This is a genomic window from Desulforamulus aeronauticus DSM 10349 (assembly GCF_900142375.1).
GTDB lineage: Bacteria > Bacillota > Desulfotomaculia > Desulfotomaculales > Desulfotomaculaceae > Desulfotomaculum > Desulfotomaculum aeronauticum.
Window position 1 is genome coordinate 5017 of sequence record NZ_FRAR01000030.1, and the last position, 14840, is coordinate 19856.

Annotated in this window: 23 protein-coding genes; 20 read left to right on the plus strand and 3 right to left on the minus strand. The window is 38.4% G+C overall.

The features are described from left to right. Positions 1-43 precede the first annotated feature (43 nt). A complete protein-coding gene (locus BUA78_RS17365) occupies positions 44-1603 on the minus strand; it encodes a recombinase family protein (RefSeq protein WP_072917074.1) in 1560 nt (519 codons plus the stop codon). Positions 1604-1722: 119 nt separating this feature from the next. On the opposite strand from BUA78_RS17365, the gene BUA78_RS17370 reads away from it, so the two are divergent. Both BUA78_RS17370 and BUA78_RS17375 read left to right on the plus strand, forming a co-directional pair. Next, positions 1723-2082 carry a type II toxin-antitoxin system RelE/ParE family toxin gene (locus BUA78_RS17370; protein ID WP_338011634.1) on the plus strand — a complete coding sequence of 120 codons (360 nt, stop codon included), beginning with the start codon at positions 1723-1725 and terminating at the stop codon, positions 2080-2082. After that, positions 2079-2366 (plus strand): helix-turn-helix domain-containing protein, encoded by a 288-nt coding sequence (locus BUA78_RS17375; RefSeq protein WP_072917078.1) that lies wholly within the window; start codon positions 2079-2081, stop codon positions 2364-2366. Before BUA78_RS17370 ends, BUA78_RS17375 begins: the two co-directional genes overlap by 4 nt. Positions 2367-2413: 47 nt before the next feature. Here the strand turns inward: BUA78_RS17375 and BUA78_RS17380 are convergent, their stop codons facing one another. Continuing rightward, complete coding sequence (locus BUA78_RS17380) at positions 2414-3010, minus strand: restriction endonuclease (RefSeq protein ID WP_084082487.1); 597 nt, start codon at positions 3008-3010, stop codon at positions 2414-2416. A 164-nt stretch (positions 3011-3174) separates the two neighbouring features. Continuing rightward, positions 3175-3528: a helix-turn-helix domain-containing protein gene (locus BUA78_RS17385; RefSeq protein WP_072917080.1), complete on the minus strand. Its 354-nt coding sequence runs from the start codon at positions 3526-3528 to the stop codon at positions 3175-3177. A gap of 161 nt (positions 3529-3689) precedes the next feature. Between BUA78_RS17385 and BUA78_RS17390 the strand changes: the two genes are divergently transcribed. From BUA78_RS17390 to BUA78_RS17460, 18 genes are all read left to right on the plus strand, one after another. Then, the gene (locus tag BUA78_RS17390; protein WP_072917083.1) at positions 3690-3914 is read left to right on the plus strand and encodes a helix-turn-helix domain-containing protein; all 225 of its coding nucleotides are present in this window, start codon (positions 3690-3692) and stop codon (positions 3912-3914) included. Between the two features lie 84 nt (positions 3915-3998). After that, positions 3999-4259, plus strand: a complete 261-nt coding sequence (locus tag BUA78_RS17395) for a DUF7678 domain-containing protein (protein WP_072917085.1) — start codon at positions 3999-4001, stop codon at positions 4257-4259. A 25-nt stretch (positions 4260-4284) separates the two neighbouring features. Beyond that, positions 4285-4443, plus strand: a complete 159-nt coding sequence (locus BUA78_RS20340) for a hypothetical protein (RefSeq protein ID WP_175549064.1) — start codon at positions 4285-4287, stop codon at positions 4441-4443. Positions 4444-4460: 17 nt separating this feature from the next. After that, complete coding sequence (locus BUA78_RS17400; RefSeq protein ID WP_072917088.1) at positions 4461-4772, plus strand: hypothetical protein; 312 nt, start codon at positions 4461-4463, stop codon at positions 4770-4772. A 76-nt stretch (positions 4773-4848) separates the two neighbouring features. After that, the gene (locus tag BUA78_RS17405) at positions 4849-5490 is read left to right on the plus strand and encodes a MerR family transcriptional regulator (RefSeq protein WP_072917098.1); all 642 of its coding nucleotides are present in this window, start codon (positions 4849-4851) and stop codon (positions 5488-5490) included. A 3-nt stretch (positions 5491-5493) separates the two neighbouring features. Beyond that, positions 5494-5748 (plus strand): hypothetical protein, encoded by a 255-nt coding sequence (locus BUA78_RS17410; protein WP_072917100.1) that lies wholly within the window; start codon positions 5494-5496, stop codon positions 5746-5748. A gap of 405 nt (positions 5749-6153) precedes the next feature. Next, on the plus strand, positions 6154-6366 hold the full coding sequence (locus BUA78_RS17415; RefSeq protein ID WP_072917103.1) for a hypothetical protein: 213 nt from the start codon (positions 6154-6156) through the stop codon (positions 6364-6366). 113 nt (positions 6367-6479) lie between these two features. Further along, positions 6480-7559 carry an NAD(P)/FAD-dependent oxidoreductase gene (locus BUA78_RS17420; RefSeq protein WP_072917104.1) on the plus strand — a complete coding sequence of 360 codons (1080 nt, stop codon included), beginning with the start codon at positions 6480-6482 and terminating at the stop codon, positions 7557-7559. Between the two features lie 98 nt (positions 7560-7657). Next, on the plus strand, positions 7658-7882 hold the full coding sequence (locus BUA78_RS17425) for a hypothetical protein (RefSeq protein WP_072917107.1): 225 nt from the start codon (positions 7658-7660) through the stop codon (positions 7880-7882). Positions 7883-8171: 289 nt separating this feature from the next. After that, entirely contained in the window at positions 8172-8342 is a 171-nt protein-coding gene (locus BUA78_RS21125) for an aspartyl-phosphate phosphatase Spo0E family protein (protein WP_084082489.1), read from the plus strand. Beyond that, positions 8336-8746 carry a single-stranded DNA-binding protein gene (locus tag BUA78_RS17435; RefSeq protein ID WP_072917109.1) on the plus strand — a complete coding sequence of 137 codons (411 nt, stop codon included), beginning with the start codon at positions 8336-8338 and terminating at the stop codon, positions 8744-8746. Before BUA78_RS21125 ends, BUA78_RS17435 begins: the two co-directional genes overlap by 7 nt. Positions 8747-9411: 665 nt before the next feature. Then, positions 9412-10584 carry a hypothetical protein gene (locus tag BUA78_RS17440; RefSeq protein WP_072917112.1) on the plus strand — a complete coding sequence of 391 codons (1173 nt, stop codon included), beginning with the start codon at positions 9412-9414 and terminating at the stop codon, positions 10582-10584. Between the two features lie 25 nt (positions 10585-10609). Continuing rightward, on the plus strand, positions 10610-11011 hold the full coding sequence (locus BUA78_RS17445; RefSeq protein WP_072917114.1) for a hypothetical protein: 402 nt from the start codon (positions 10610-10612) through the stop codon (positions 11009-11011). Continuing rightward, entirely contained in the window at positions 11004-11504 is a 501-nt protein-coding gene (locus BUA78_RS17450; protein ID WP_072917116.1) for a hypothetical protein, read from the plus strand. The genes BUA78_RS17445 and BUA78_RS17450 overlap by 8 nt, the downstream gene beginning before the upstream one ends. Positions 11505-11693: 189 nt before the next feature. Then, positions 11694-11849, plus strand: a complete 156-nt coding sequence (locus BUA78_RS20345; RefSeq protein ID WP_175549065.1) for a hypothetical protein — start codon at positions 11694-11696, stop codon at positions 11847-11849. A gap of 734 nt (positions 11850-12583) precedes the next feature. After that, positions 12584-12742: a hypothetical protein gene (locus BUA78_RS20350; RefSeq protein ID WP_175549066.1), complete on the plus strand. Its 159-nt coding sequence runs from the start codon at positions 12584-12586 to the stop codon at positions 12740-12742. 185 nt (positions 12743-12927) lie between these two features. Next, the gene (locus BUA78_RS17455; protein ID WP_072917119.1) at positions 12928-13194 is read left to right on the plus strand and encodes a hypothetical protein; all 267 of its coding nucleotides are present in this window, start codon (positions 12928-12930) and stop codon (positions 13192-13194) included. Positions 13195-13302: 108 nt separating this feature from the next. Further along, a complete protein-coding gene (locus BUA78_RS17460) occupies positions 13303-14829 on the plus strand; it encodes a fibronectin type III domain-containing protein (RefSeq protein ID WP_072917122.1) in 1527 nt (508 codons plus the stop codon). The last annotated feature ends 11 nt before the right edge of the window (positions 14830-14840 follow it).

A 14840-nucleotide genomic window follows, 5' to 3' on the forward strand; every position in this document is an offset into this window, starting at 1 on the left:
TACTCGTCGTTAAGAAGGTGAGTATCCTTTTTATGCACGTGTGTTACGTCCGCTTAGGTACTGTGGATATGGCACGGTACGCCCCGCCTCCACCAACATATCCACAGTACTTAAAGTGTAAATGAATAGTGATATTATCCTTATCCACGATTACCTTTTCAACGTAGTTGTGGATAAATTTTTTACAGGCATCAATATCCTTTTCCTCAACGGCTTGGCGGTGTTGGTCTAGGTAGTTTTTAATCATTTCTTCAGTAATCAATTCCCTGCGCGATAATATGTCTACCTCTAAAATCCTCGTTTCAAGGTTTGCCTTTTTATTTTGCAGATCTTTAATCCTCTCATTAAAAAGCTCATAAGGAGCACCGCTTGCAATAGCAGTTACAAGGTTATCCAGTTGCTTATCAGTTTCAGACAGCTCATTTTTATAATATCTTAATTCCTCATTAACTTCTTTGGATTGAGATTGATTGTATTCATTTATTTTTTTACAAATAACTGAAAGCTGGTCTTCGTTGAATATCTCTTGATACATTTTTTCAAGAACCATATTCTCCACCAAATCTTTCTTTGTCTGTGGGTTATTACAATCCCGTTGACGATTCTTTTTATTACAGTCGTAATAGTATTTTTTAGTAGTGCCTTCTTTTGTTTTATACGAACTGGAATTACCTACCAAAGCCGCCCCACATTCAGCACAAAAGATAAAACCCGTGAGTAGATAGTTAGCCTTTGCTTTGTATCTTGCTGTTTGCCTTTTATTTTCATCCATCTTTTCTTGCACAGTAAGAAACAACTCCTTATCAATAATTCCCGGAAAAGCATCTGTAGTCTTGGTAATATCATCATCAGATTTATTTTGATGGTTATTTCGTTTGCCACTGCTGTCCTTGCTTGCGCTGCGGTTATATACATATGTTCCTATGTACTTTTCATTTCTGAGGATTGCATGTAAGCTATTTTTGGCAAATGGGTTTCCTAGCTTAGTAGTGTATCCGCGCAGATTACATTCCTCAATAATATGGGTATATCCTTTACCATCGTGGAACATCGTAAATATTAATCTAACAGCATCTATTTCTTTTTGCTTTGCGCTGGGAATATATTGTTTGGTGAAGGGATCAACGTCAAGGCCCAGAGGAGGAAGGCCACCGTTGTGCTTACAATTCCTAGCATTTTCGTTTAGGCCCTTCATTGCTTCCCTGGCCAGGTTCTTAGAGTAGTATTCTGCCATGCCCTCAAGGAGACTTTCAAGTATCACGCTCTCGGGGCTGCCATCCAATTTTTCAGTTACCGAGATTAGTTTAACACCAGCATTTTTTAATTCTCGCTTGTAGACGGCAGAGTCATAGCGATTCCGGGCAAATCGGTCTAACTTATGTATAATAATGGCATCAAATAACCGTTTTTTAGCATCGGCGATCATGGCTAAAAAGCCGGGTCTGTTATCTGTGGTGGCAGACCTGGCTTCATCGGTGTAAACCTTTATAATTGCGATGTTATTTGCCCTAGCATATTCTTTAATTTCAAATACCTGAGCGTCAATAGATTCCTCACGTTGATTGTCGGAACTGTATCTAGCGTAGATGGCACCCTTGAGCATTTGGAGTCCCCCATTAAGTTTGCCTCTAAGAGCAAAATATTTTCTAAAACGCTTGATTATATAGGATATATACTATATAATCATTATATGATAAATCCTATATTAGAGGTGGGTGGATGGTGCAAGATTTTGAAGTGATCTTCTATGATAAAGAAGATGGGACGGAACCAGCGAAAGACTTTATTCTGAGCCTTGATAAGAAAATGAGAGCTAAGATGTTGCGAACCGTTAAAATGCTTGCAGACAACGGCCCAGAACTGCGAGAACCGTGTTCTAAGCCGCTTGGAGGTGGTCTCTTTGAACTACGGGCAAAGGTCGGCTCTGATATATCCCGCGTTCTTTACTTCTTCTTTGTGGGCAGTCGGGTTATCCTTACAAACGGGTTTATCAAAAAGACACAAAAGACCCCCACCGCCGAGATTGAGAAAGCTAAACGCTATCGGGCTGAATACCTCAGTAGAAAGGAGAATAAGCAATGACTAAGTTTAATGACTTCCTGAATGAGCAACTTAAAGACCCTGAGATTAGGTCAGAATATGATGCGCTGGAGCCGGAGTTTACCATCATTCAAGCCATAATAGACGCAAGGAAAAGCATGGGGCTTACTCAAAAGCAGCTTGCCGAAAAGACCGGCATAGCACAGGGCGATATCAGTAAGTTGGAAAGCGGAAATGCTAACCCGTCCTTGCGGACGCTCCAGCGGCTGGCTTCCGGCATGGGTATGAAGTTAAAGGTTGAATTTCTTCCGACGGGCAATCAGTAGGCAGAACAAGAGCAGGCAGCCTTTTGACAGGCTACCTGTTTTCTTTTCTAACCAGCCTTTTTAATAGAAAGCAAAACCTCTTTTAATTTTTCTCTATCCCATAACTCTACCTTAGTATCATTTGCAAGATTCTTGGCACTTTGGGTAAAGTAACTATTGGTAACAACGATTCCTTTATCACAAACGTATCTTTCCAAGGAGGCATAAACCTCTTGAACAGCCCGTAAGCCTACATTTTTACTGTATCTTTTGGCTTGTACCGATATTTTATAGCCATCTTTAAGCAGGATTAAATCAGCCCCATAATCACCAACACGGGCTGTCATTTCAACATAATAACCAAGGTCCTTAAACATTCTTTTGAGAAATATCTCAAATTTATCACCTTTCAGTTGATCTACTTCCCGGAGTTTTTCCTCTATGTCATCAGATGGCTTGAAATTTATTTCGTTTTCTAACTTAAGTTCTTTCTTTTCCTCAAAATGATTGGAGATAGGGTTAAATATAAGCCTTTTAATGCTTAGTGCAATAAATTCAGTTACTGAAAGCAATAATTTTCTTGCTAAAATTGCAACTAAACATATTCCAAATATAACTGAAAGTGGATAAATCAAATCAAACACAGTGAATCCTAAATCTAACATAATTTACTCCCCCTGATAATATCCCTCCATTGTAGTGTCTATTATGATTATTAGTTAATTAGTTGATTATTTTACTTTTTTGGTTGCCGTAGTAACGACTTTGCTTGATTTACTGCTTGCCTAGCAAGTCTTTTGGCCACTGGGAGGGCTTTTATCGAGAACCATTATTTTCCCTCAGCAGCGGCAGCCTGGTCGTCTGCACCAAGCAAAATTTCAATAGCCTTCCGCTTTTCAGGCGGGAGGTTTTTTATTTTCTCCCAGAATGCTAAATTTTCAGGAGAAACAGCCGGAGGCATGGTAACTATAATCCTAGTATCCTCAGTTCTTCCCAGCAGGAGGTCAGTAGTTACACCAAAAAAGTTAGCGATCTTATCAAGCGTAATATAGTCAGGTTCCCTTTTCCCAGATTCATACAGAGAAATAGTAGATTTGCTTAGATTTAAAAAAGAACCTAATTCCTTTTGGGAAAGTCCCCGCAATTCTCTTAATCCCTTAAGTATTTCAGGAAATTTACTCATAAAAACACCTCAGAACAATTATATTGTTTACTATTTGCAAACTCAACAACGGTTTACAAAGTGTGTACTTTTATGCAAAAAACACTTGACCGTTGACAATTAGCAAACTATACTTAGTTTAAATTAGTTGACAAAGTGCAAACCAAAGGTGGTGATTATTGTTGAAAAGCCTCAGAGATTTGCGTGGAAATAGAACGTTAAAAGAAGTTGCAGCAACCATTGGGATATCTAAAAGTTACCTGTCTTTGATCGAAAAAGGCGAACGCAGAATGTCACTAGATATTGCTGAAAAATTAAGCAGTGTGTATAAAGTTGGTGTTGATGTTATTTTACATGCCTATAGGATTTACAGACCGTCAACTAAACTTGGAACTGCGACAGGCTAGTATCTAAATCCCGCTATTTATAGAGATAAGTTTCTATAGTAACAGAAATCTTCCTGTATATTTTTTCCATTAGGGGGTAACTCAATGCAAAATATTTTGAAAAATTTATTTTTAGGGCGTTTTAAACCATCAGGTTGGGTTCATGGACAGCTTAAGGGGTACGACTTTGAAGCCAAAGTTTATGATCATCCTTCCACTAATGGCATAGACGGTGGCAGAATTTCTAAACTAACCATTAAGCGTGGCGGCGAGATTATTGCCCATTATGACCGTGGTTGGGACGTTAAGCCAGAGAGTAAAGGCCGCAGGGAAGTTCTGGAAAGGATTAAGAGCCTTATTGGTTAGCTAACTAACAGAGGTGATCTAAAAAATGTCCTATGAAGCAACCCTAGTAATCGTTATGGACAAGAAAACCGGCGAGGAAAAAGAACGTTACCTAATCAACGAGCGACCAGCTACGAAAACCCTGGAAGAGTATTTAACCCCGGCTGCCGAGTATCTTGCTGCTGTACTGAAGCTATCGAGTTAAGAAGGGAGGTGAAAACATTGTCCAGTGGCCAGGTCAAAGAGAAACTAACTATGGGATATAAGCTCCCAGATCATGATGTCGTGGTTTCCAAAAATATGATTCAAGTAGTTAATAAAAACCTTATGCGTGCGGCCAATAGATCGGCAGAATGTGCGGCAAAGGGGGATCATTTATCAGAGAAAGTGAGCTTTAAAGAGGCTATTTCGTATTATGATGCCTTATTAGTTATCTTACTGGAATTACCAGAGGAAAGATACAAGGGAATCTGTGAAGAGTATCTTACCATGCTGTATGGAAAAAGACCAAAAAGTAGGCCCAAACATTTATAGAAAATGCCGTGTCTGCCAGCGGCCATACGGCAAAAAAATTTATTAAATATCCTACTAAAGAAAAAGGGGACAGGCTATGCAAAAAACTAGCTTAACCATTGCAGATATTTCAAGGGTGACAGGATTTCCCGAAAGTACCGTAAGATTCTACCGCGATAAGTTTCATAACTACATTCCCTACAGGGGAGAGGGCAGAAAGCGCAGGTATGAACCGGCAGCCATTAAAATATTTGAGGAAATATCTAACCTATCCAGTAAGGGATTGGCTGAACCGGAAATTTTGCATTATTTAAGCAGCAATTACGCCCACAACCCCATTATCGTAGATGAAGCAGCACAGGTAGAATCGCAAGGCCGCAACCATTCCGTAGTAACCACAGTGGAACCGCATTGCGATAAAGAAACAATATTACCAAAACTTTCATTAACCGCGGAATCGCAATTCCGCAATAACTTAGCGGTAACCGCGATGGAACCGCAATATATGTTAGCTATCGTGGAAATGTTAATTAAAAATAAAATTCCTGAGACTGAGAAAATCTACCTAACGGTCAAAGAGGCATCTTTTAGAACCGGAATCTCTCAAGAGTCCATAAAAGAACACTGTCGTCAATACCTCCAAAGCAAAACAGGTATACCCTGCACTAGGACAGGGAGGGGTTATGTGATTCACAAAAACATGTTAGATAACTGGTTCACTAAAATGATAAGGGGGTAACCTATGGAACGTTTTTCGGTTTACTGGTGGGATAAGGACGAAAATCAACATGTAGAAATATATCTAGTCCATGACCTAGAACTAGCAAAATTTGCTGTACTAAGATTAACTAAGGGTCCAGCTGCTCAAATCGGAATTATTCAACGGGTTATCATAACAGACAGTGCTGACTCTATCATTTTTGAGTGGCAATTTGAAAAGGGCGTTATACACCCGGTACCACAGCCGCCAGTTGCATGTAGCGGAACTAAGGGGTAATGACTTATGGAAAATACCTGTTATGAGAAAGCGTTGATTTTTTGGGGTGGATTTGTTATAGGCTGTATATTTTCCGGCCTCTTAATTTGTATTGTTTTTCCTAGATTTAATCGATAGTAGTTCATATTTGCTAAATGTGACGAGGTAAAGGAGTGGTGATATGACTACAGTTGAATGTGGGAAAATTCGCTGTGACCACAATAAAAATGGCATTTGTAGTAAAGAAAGAATTAGAATCGGAAACCCAAGCTCTAAGTGCATGGATTTGGATGAACCACCTAAACCTCTTTGCGTAGGAAAGTCTGTTTGTGGTGCTTGTGATACTACCTGTCCATCGTATTAATTACTGCATATTACAAGTAAGGGACGTACCAGCTAAATGGAACGGCAAAGGAGCTAATTAAAATGCCAAATGAAATCTTAAATATTTTAGAAAGTGGGAAAATGACCAAAGAACAATACAAGTTAGTCTTAGATTATTACCTTAACCCTAAAACAGTTATAAATGATTGGTTTGGTTCTTATGGTGTGGATGGAGAAGGCCATTATTATCGTTATGTAATTAATTATAGGGGATCTGGCGAAAAAAAGGTTTTTAAAATCTATTTAATAGATTAGTGAATATTAGCTAAAAAATGCGTCACAATCTTATCTAATAACAGTGAAATAAAAAAGCAAAATCCGTGAAAAAATATGTTAAAGCATTCTTAACATTTCACGGGGTAGATGATATGAATAAACTTCCTAAAATAGCAATAATAGGTGGAGGGCCGACGGGTTTGGCATGTGCATTAGAATGCGAGAGGCTGGGCGTTATTCCCCATCTCTTTGAGAGTGGTGAAACAGTTGGCTGGGAGTGGCCCTCTGTAATTTTACTTCTCAATATTTTAGAGGTTCCTATGGGTGGTAACATTAGAGAATACATTAAGGACATATATAAAATTGACATTCAACCAATCTCGCCCTGCACAGAATTGATTATGAAGTCACCAAACCAACAGGTAAAGATAACAGGAAATCTAGGCTATTTTTATTCTCGTGGTAAAAGGAAAAGTTCCCTGGAAAATCAGCTTCTAAATATGCTTAAAAATACCCCCGTCTTTTATAATCGGCCAGCCGACTATAAGGAACTCTCTCAAAATTATGACTATGTGGTTGTTGCTACAGGAAATGAAAAAATTTCAAAGGAACTGGGTGTCTGGGAGGATTCTGGGCAAGTTCATATATGGAGTGCCCTTACTCTAGGACATTTTAAGACCGATTCTACAACCATTTATTTTAATACTGAATATGCAGGTGAAGGTTATGCTAGACTTACTCCCTTTGATTCATTTCATGCCATCGTTGACCTCTACAATATTGGTAAGGATAAATTTGAAACAGACAAGCTATTTGACAATTTTATAAAGCAAGGGGGCTTATCTCATTTAGAATTAAAGTATCAAATGCTTCTACCCCCCTTTTCAACAGGTAAGGTGAAGAAGTTTCAGGTTGATAATGTATTATTAGCAGGGCGTACAGCAGGCTTAACGGAAAGACTTACAGGAACAGGTGCAATTGCAGCTTTAGGTAGTGGTATATTTGCGGCTAGGGCAATTATTAAAAACAAGAATTATGAAACCTTAGTAAAGCCACTACAGGCTCATATTGAAAATGTATCTGCTTTTCGTAAAATCTTTGAGAAACTTGATAACGATGGCTTTGATAAAATGGTTGCGATTACGGATACTCCAGGTATTAAACAACTCATTTACAATACTAGGCTAAATTTTTTAGACATAGTTGGAACTATACTTAAAAAAGTATTATAAGAACTCACAATTAATAATTGGGGACTTGCCCTTTGTCTTTGCTTAAACAATTATATTAGTGAACATAACATTCAAATTCGTCACTGGAAGGTGAAAAAATGAAGTCTTATAGGTTGCGGAGGAACAAAAAATTAGAGAAACTTATGGACTTACATGCTCAACTTTTCTCAGATTTAAACAATATAAACAAAGCTATGTATAGAGAAGTATATTGTGAGGTCGCTCTAATTCAAACATTAAAAACGGTAGTTGAAAACACCAGATTAGAACCAGAAGTTTTAGCAATTATTCAAACATGTGAAAAATGGATGTACAAAAATTAGTTCGCAACACAATCATGAAGTAAAGGGGTGATGGTTATAAAAGACACCTGCTATGGATGCGAAAAGCTGCAGGAAAAGCCAGATGCTGCAGGAGGCGGGGTGTTTACTTGCTTATTAATTCCAGGGTTGGTCCTCGGAGAATGGGGCCACTGGTGTGGTATTGATCACCCAGTAAAAGTTTGTACTAACTAAATAAAAAAATGCCGTATTAGCCAAAGGCTATACGGCAAAAGAAAAAACTTATTAAATATCCTAACCTGAATTTTACCACAAAAGATTGAGGTGGAAAATGGAAAAGTTGCTAAAAGAAATAGAGATAGCTAAAAAAAAGTTGCCTGTTGTAGTCAAACAATACGGCTTATCATCACCGGAGGCCATACGGTATAGCCAGTACTTGGACAGGCTAATCCTTCCATATCAGAAAATGTTGTCGAAGCTAGAAAGGGGTTTATCATGCTAAATATAATTATCGTTATCGGTCGTTTAACCCGTGACCCAGAATTAAGATATACCCAGAGTGGCAAAGCAGTCGGAAAAATGAACATAGCAGTAGATCGTCCTCACTATAACAGGGAACGTGATAAAGAGACAGATTTTATTGATGTTATTGTTTGGCAAAAATTAGCAGAAATATGCTCCAATAATTTAGCAAAAGGCCGCTTAATAGCTGTGGAAGGTCGTTTGCAGATCCGCTCTTATGACGACAATCAGGGAATACGCCGTAAAGCTGCCGAAATATTGGCACAAAATGTTAAATTCCTTGATTGGCCCAAGGATAAGGATAAGGACAACCAGGGTGGCGACTCCACTAACAGCGGTTTTGCCAGCGAAATTAGCTTTAATGGTGATGATATCCCCTTTTAGTTAGGAGGTAGATTCTTTTGAGTAAATTGTTTCTCCTTCCCAATATAGCAACCAAATGCCAAGAGTGCTTTTTTTGGCCTAAAAGATGCCCAGGATTAGAACACCACACAGAATGGGATTGCCAAGAAAAGAAAGACTCAATCAATCTTTACAGGAGACCCAAGAAGTTGTCCCGTTAGCGTGCAGTATCCGACAGTTGACCATCTAACTAACGAATCACATTCCCGCATTGGTAAAGAAATCTATCTAAGAACCAAGCGGCGGCAGCCGCATGGACCGCAAAACGGGCGAAGCAACCACCAGGGGATAGCTAAGACGCTGAAAGCGCGCTGTCCCTTGATGGAAGGATCAAATACCTTCGCCCTTTAACCGCCAAAATCCAGCCTTCATTTTTAAAAAAAGGTTTCAAAAAAATAGTGGGGGGGTTCATAGTAAAACCCCCCCCTCCAAACGCCACAGAAAATACCTACCAGCCCATTAAACACAAGGCGTTAAGCGCACTTTTTTTGGACTCATTTTGATAACGCAAAGGAGGAACCTAAATAGTGGAAAAATCGTTTGAAGCAGTAACCAAAACCTATATCGAAAACTGGCCAGACCAAGAACCTAAACATGAATTCATCTTCATCTAACAGTAACTAGCATCTGCATCATGGGCAGAGGAGGTGAAAATCATTTCGGTTGTCGGGGGGATAGATACAATCTACTATTCCATTTTCATCAAAGATGAATCAAAAGTGAGCCTGAAAAAATGGATTGACCACATTGCCGAACTAAAAAAAATGGGCAAAACAATCATCCGCAGCAGCCCAGTGTCAGGCGAAACAGGCCTGACACTGGGCATATACCCAGGCATCAAAAACACCCAGTACAAATACGTAGTAGGCAACGACGATTTCAAGGTAGGCATGTACCACACAGAAAGCGTCATGGATATGGCCTCTCCTCTCTATATCCTGCTAGCATCAAAATTTCTAGCCGAACATGGTTATGAAAAATGCATAGAGCAAGTAGACTACTTTTGCAAATACATACTCGAACTGGACATTTCTTCAAGACGCTTAAGCCGGATGGATCTATTTTGTGACTCAGACGAACTTTTTCTAACCCCTGCCCATCTAAAATACTTTATACGGACATCAAAGCACGCCGATTTTCACACCCCGGCAACCGAAGATGACTATGAAAAATTATTACCCCTGGATGCCAAAGGCTTTGAGCGGTACCGGCAGTTTACTGGCTTCACTTTTGGTAGGCGTGGTAAGTCAATCTACAGCCGGGTGTACCTGAAAAAAACTGAAATACGGGTATCGGAAAAGGACTACCTACTCCAGTGGTGGCAGGACATGGGATTGCGAATAGAAAAAGACATCTGGCGAGTAGAATTTGAACTGAAACGCCAGCAGCTTAAAGATTTGGGAATCACAGAATTTAGCCAACTAAATAGCGAAAGTCTAAACGTTCTTTGGGAGTACTTAACCAGCAAATGCCTACGGTTTATCCAGGCAAAAAATAAATGGCACACCGAGCGCACAAAACCAAGAAAGGCTTGGAAAAAAATACAGGCGGTCAAGTTCATAGTAAAAAACACTGTTAAATTTACCGAAAAAATGCCACAAGCGTTTGAAGCCACAGTAAATCAGATATATGGGCTACTCTCTAAGCTGGCTGTTGATTACTCCCAAATACACCAATACGGCGAAGCCGTGGGTATGGACTTTGCCATAGATATCGTACGAAACTACTACGCTGAGCAAAAGTTTACGGATAAGGTCAAGGAGAAGGAAAACAGACTAGCATCCAATAAGCCCATATTGGAGAGGTACCACCAAGGGTAAGGAGTTAACGAAAGAAGGTGAAAATATGACTAATATAGACACTACAATTGAAAAATACGTCAAAATTGCCAAATACGGCATAAACCCATTCCGTTGCCTTTACTTTAACCCCAGCAAATACACTCTGGTTCAGTTTGCCAAGTGGTGCCAGCAATATCTACAAAATAGGATATATGTTGCCCTGATCAAAACTGCACCAATAACCGGCTTTGAAGTAGTCCCAAGCGAATTACTGCTAAGACAAGCCAAGCGGGACGGCTATAGCGACAGGCGAGTTATGGCCGGGGGACTATCCTTCTACCTGATAAAGCAAAGCGAAATGTCCAAGGGGCTGCTTAAACGGTACCTAGACTTCAAGGAAGAAATGTCGAAGAATCTTAGAAACGAAGTTTCTTCTAATAATAAAGGGGGTGCGGGGGATGTCTAGAAGGAAAGATCCAGTTATGTTAGAGAACTTCCGGTTCCTACCGGAACATCTTAAAGAAAAGGTTAAGAGCTTTGTAAGTTTACTTGATGATCCTTGCCAGAAGTTTGCGGAAAAGAGATACTTGGAAGGTATGAATATTAGTGCCGTTGCTGATGAAATGGGTTACTCAGAAAGATCAATTTACAACATACGGGACTTAGTTATTGACAGATGGGATTTTTATACAAATAATAACAAAAGTGATTATGATAAAATGAGAAAGAGAATTATTACGGTTTTAGAGAGGTTTGGCTCGTTAAGACATTACAAATTAACAAACATTATAGTTGGATGCGGTTGCACAAAAAAAGAAATAAGTGAAGTAATACAAAGCCTAGTTAATTCAGGTGATATAATATGCAACCAAAAGCATACTAAAGGTCGCCCCGCAAGAATTTATAGTATTCCTACTTATAGTGGGGAATTTTTCCACCAGAAGGCCACTAGAAGTTAAGATGTAAGAGCTACTAATAATGAGTAGCTCTTTTTTTGTTAAACAGTATTATATTTGGTGTTTTAAATTAAGGTTAAGACTATATAAAATTTTAAAAAATCGTTAAATTAGGGTGCAGAAACAATACAGAATCATGACATTGTTTATAATAGCTACTAAAAGTAAGATATTACCAAGGGATGATAAATCATGGAATATAAAGTTGAAACCCTTCATGGTATTTTTCTGGTTATCCAGAGCATGTCCTACGGAGAAATGTTAATCGCTGGCATACTGGTTGTAATAGCCACTATACTTGGGTTTAAAACAATTTACGAAATAGCCGACAAAGAGGGTTATATTTAATGCAACCGATAATGGATGGTAACAGTTTGCTAGCAGTTTACAGTTTTATTTTCTTAACACCTTTTGTCTTTGCTTACCTAGTTACTAGACTAGCCAGGGTTTTCAGGTAGGTGGAACTATGGATTACAACTTCTCTGCTGCCGTGATGTGGTTTTTCTCTAGTCCGCTGTTGATAAAAGCGGTGGGAATTGTTTCCCTGGGAATGTCTTTGTTGGCGGCTCTTCTAAGGTTCGGGAGGTGATGGGATGTCTTTTGACATTGACATGACACAGGTTATAAGACAATTCGCAAACGTATTTGGCAGTTTAATGCCGTTACTATTCCCTTTTATAGGGGCTTTGCTAGCATTATTTGTCTTTGGGGGTCTTATTAACATAATAAGAAATTATCAAAGTAGGTAATGATTATGTCTCTACCGATGTTAGACACGAACCTTTTCTATGAACAAGTGATCGAAATATTTAAATTTGCTTGGCCTGTATTGGTTCCATATATTGGTATATCTTTAGCTGTATTGCTTATAACAGGTATAGTAAATATTCTTAGAAAATTTAACCAATAAAAGAGGTGTTTACAATGAATGGAACTTAACATTAATAATATCGATGTGTTCAGCTATCTCAATACTATCTTTTATTATTTTGCACCTTTCATGGTCACTATATTGGCCATTGCGGTGACTCCGAGGCTGATTTTTGTAATTAGAAAAACTATAAAATAAGGAGGAATTTCAGATGGGTACTAGTTTAGATTTAGGTATTTCAATTGCGGATATGTGGCCGCATGTAACAGAACTTTTCACGATTTTAGGGCCTTTTATTGCCTTTGCTCTAGGATTGCTGGTTGTCCCTAAGCTTATCGGCGTAATAAAGTCTGTTTTTGCCCACAGATAATAAATGTAATCCCTCATCCCTAAATGCTACTAGAAGAGTGGCGTTTACGCTACTCTTCTAGTGAGTACAAAAAAAGCGGGCACATATCTGGGCCGTTGGTGCCCGATAAGTAAATAAATGGGTTTAATAAATGCGGCCAATTGGTCGCATTTTGTATTAATTGCAAATTGAAAGGGGTTATTTTGATGAACCTAGGTCTAAGTTTTTCAGACTTTGTTGTGTTTGTTAAAGAAATATTTAAGAGTGGTGATATATCGAATTATATTTTATTTTCAATAGTATTAGTATTTGCACCAGACTTAATTAAATTGATTAGGGATGTCCATTGGAAGGCAAAAAAGTATCATATACGTGATGGACATTCATACTGGGGTGGAATAGGGTCAGGCTTTAAATGGAAATTCTATGACTTTATTGGGTATGATCCGTTTCGTGATTGGTTTCGAAAATAATGTAAAATCATGTCTGAAATTATTGGTTTTGTAGGTTGTCGTATCTGGCTAGAAATGGGGCATTTTTCTTTATCTAGATACAAATAACATTATATGGGGTGTTAACTTGTGGGAAAAAAGGTTGGTGGAAGACACAGCATTAAAATTGGTTTAGTGAAAAAATGTTTAGGATTTTTTTTTATAATGGCAATATTAATTACCTTCCCTACTGTATCATTTGCGGAAACTCTATTACGTGAGGCTGAACCGGGGAGGGTAATTACCTTTTCAGGAAAACAGTGGATGATACTAGATCATACAGATGAAACAACCTATATCATACTTAATAATAATGATGGTAATCGACCCTTTGATTCTGGATGGGGACAACGTTTTGATCCAAATCGAGCGTCTAACATAGCATATTATCTTAATAATACTTTTTATAATAATTTGACTCAAAAAGAACTAATAGAAGATTACTTGTGGGTTATAAAAAATGATAGGGGAATTGTACAAAATAACGTTAAATGTAAAATTGGATTAATCAGTTACGAAGAATTTTTTAGTTATAAATCATTGTTCCTAAATGGAAACCCTTTGTATGCATGGACAAGATCTCCCGTTAGTAGCGATTCTAGGTATGTATGGAATGCTGATAGTGCTAGTAATACCTGTAAGGTGGGTACCGTCACAGCTAGTAGTCCTGTTCGACCAACTTTATATATAAAATCTGGATTAGTATTGTCCGACACTAATGAGGTTATTAAAAAACCAATAGTATTAAAAATAACCGAAAAATCCCATAATTTTATCCAACTAAGTTGGTATACCTTAGAAAAAGCCACGGAGTATATCATTTTTCGAAATGGTGTGGAAATTACCAGAGCTAGCGGCACTCAATATGTAGATACAAAAGTGCAAGGGAATAGCGAATACTCCTATACCATCAAGGCCATATTTAGTGATCAAGACATCCAAAGCAGTGATCCAGTTTCCGCAAAAACTATGCTATCACCGGTTGAAAATTTTATGGCAATACCAAACTCCCATGAAGAAGTACAACTATCATGGGAAGCCAGCTCCGATCCTGGGTTAGCGGGGTACATTATCTATCGTAACGGACAGGAAATTGCCTGGGTTAATGGATCACAAACGATGTACACTGACCCAAAACTAACCCCAGCCACAATCTATTCCTACTCCATACAATCCTATAATTCAGACGGCGAAAAGAGTCTTATGAGTCCAGTGCAAATGGTAATTACAGAAGCTTATCCTAAACCAGAATTAAGAGCGTCAGCAAAGGGTAACAATATAAATTTATCTTGGTCAGGAGTAGCAGATTATTACCTAATAAATGTAAATGGGGAAGAAATAGGTACTACTAATGGTAAAAATTATACCTACATAGGGAAGGCAGGGGTATCTTATACCTTTGAAGTTGTAGCTTCTATCGAAGAATATCTAATCCCTTCGAATAAAGTGGAAATTAGACTTTCGCCAATAATTTTAACCGATGTAAGTGTTTCGGAAATTGTAAAAAATGTTAGTGAGATGGTAAAACCGGCAGGTAGTATTATTGCTTTTGGATTGGCGTTGAAGGCAAGTCCTTTGTTGATAAGTCTAGCACGAAGTCTATTTCTTAGGTTATAAGGAGGCAATTT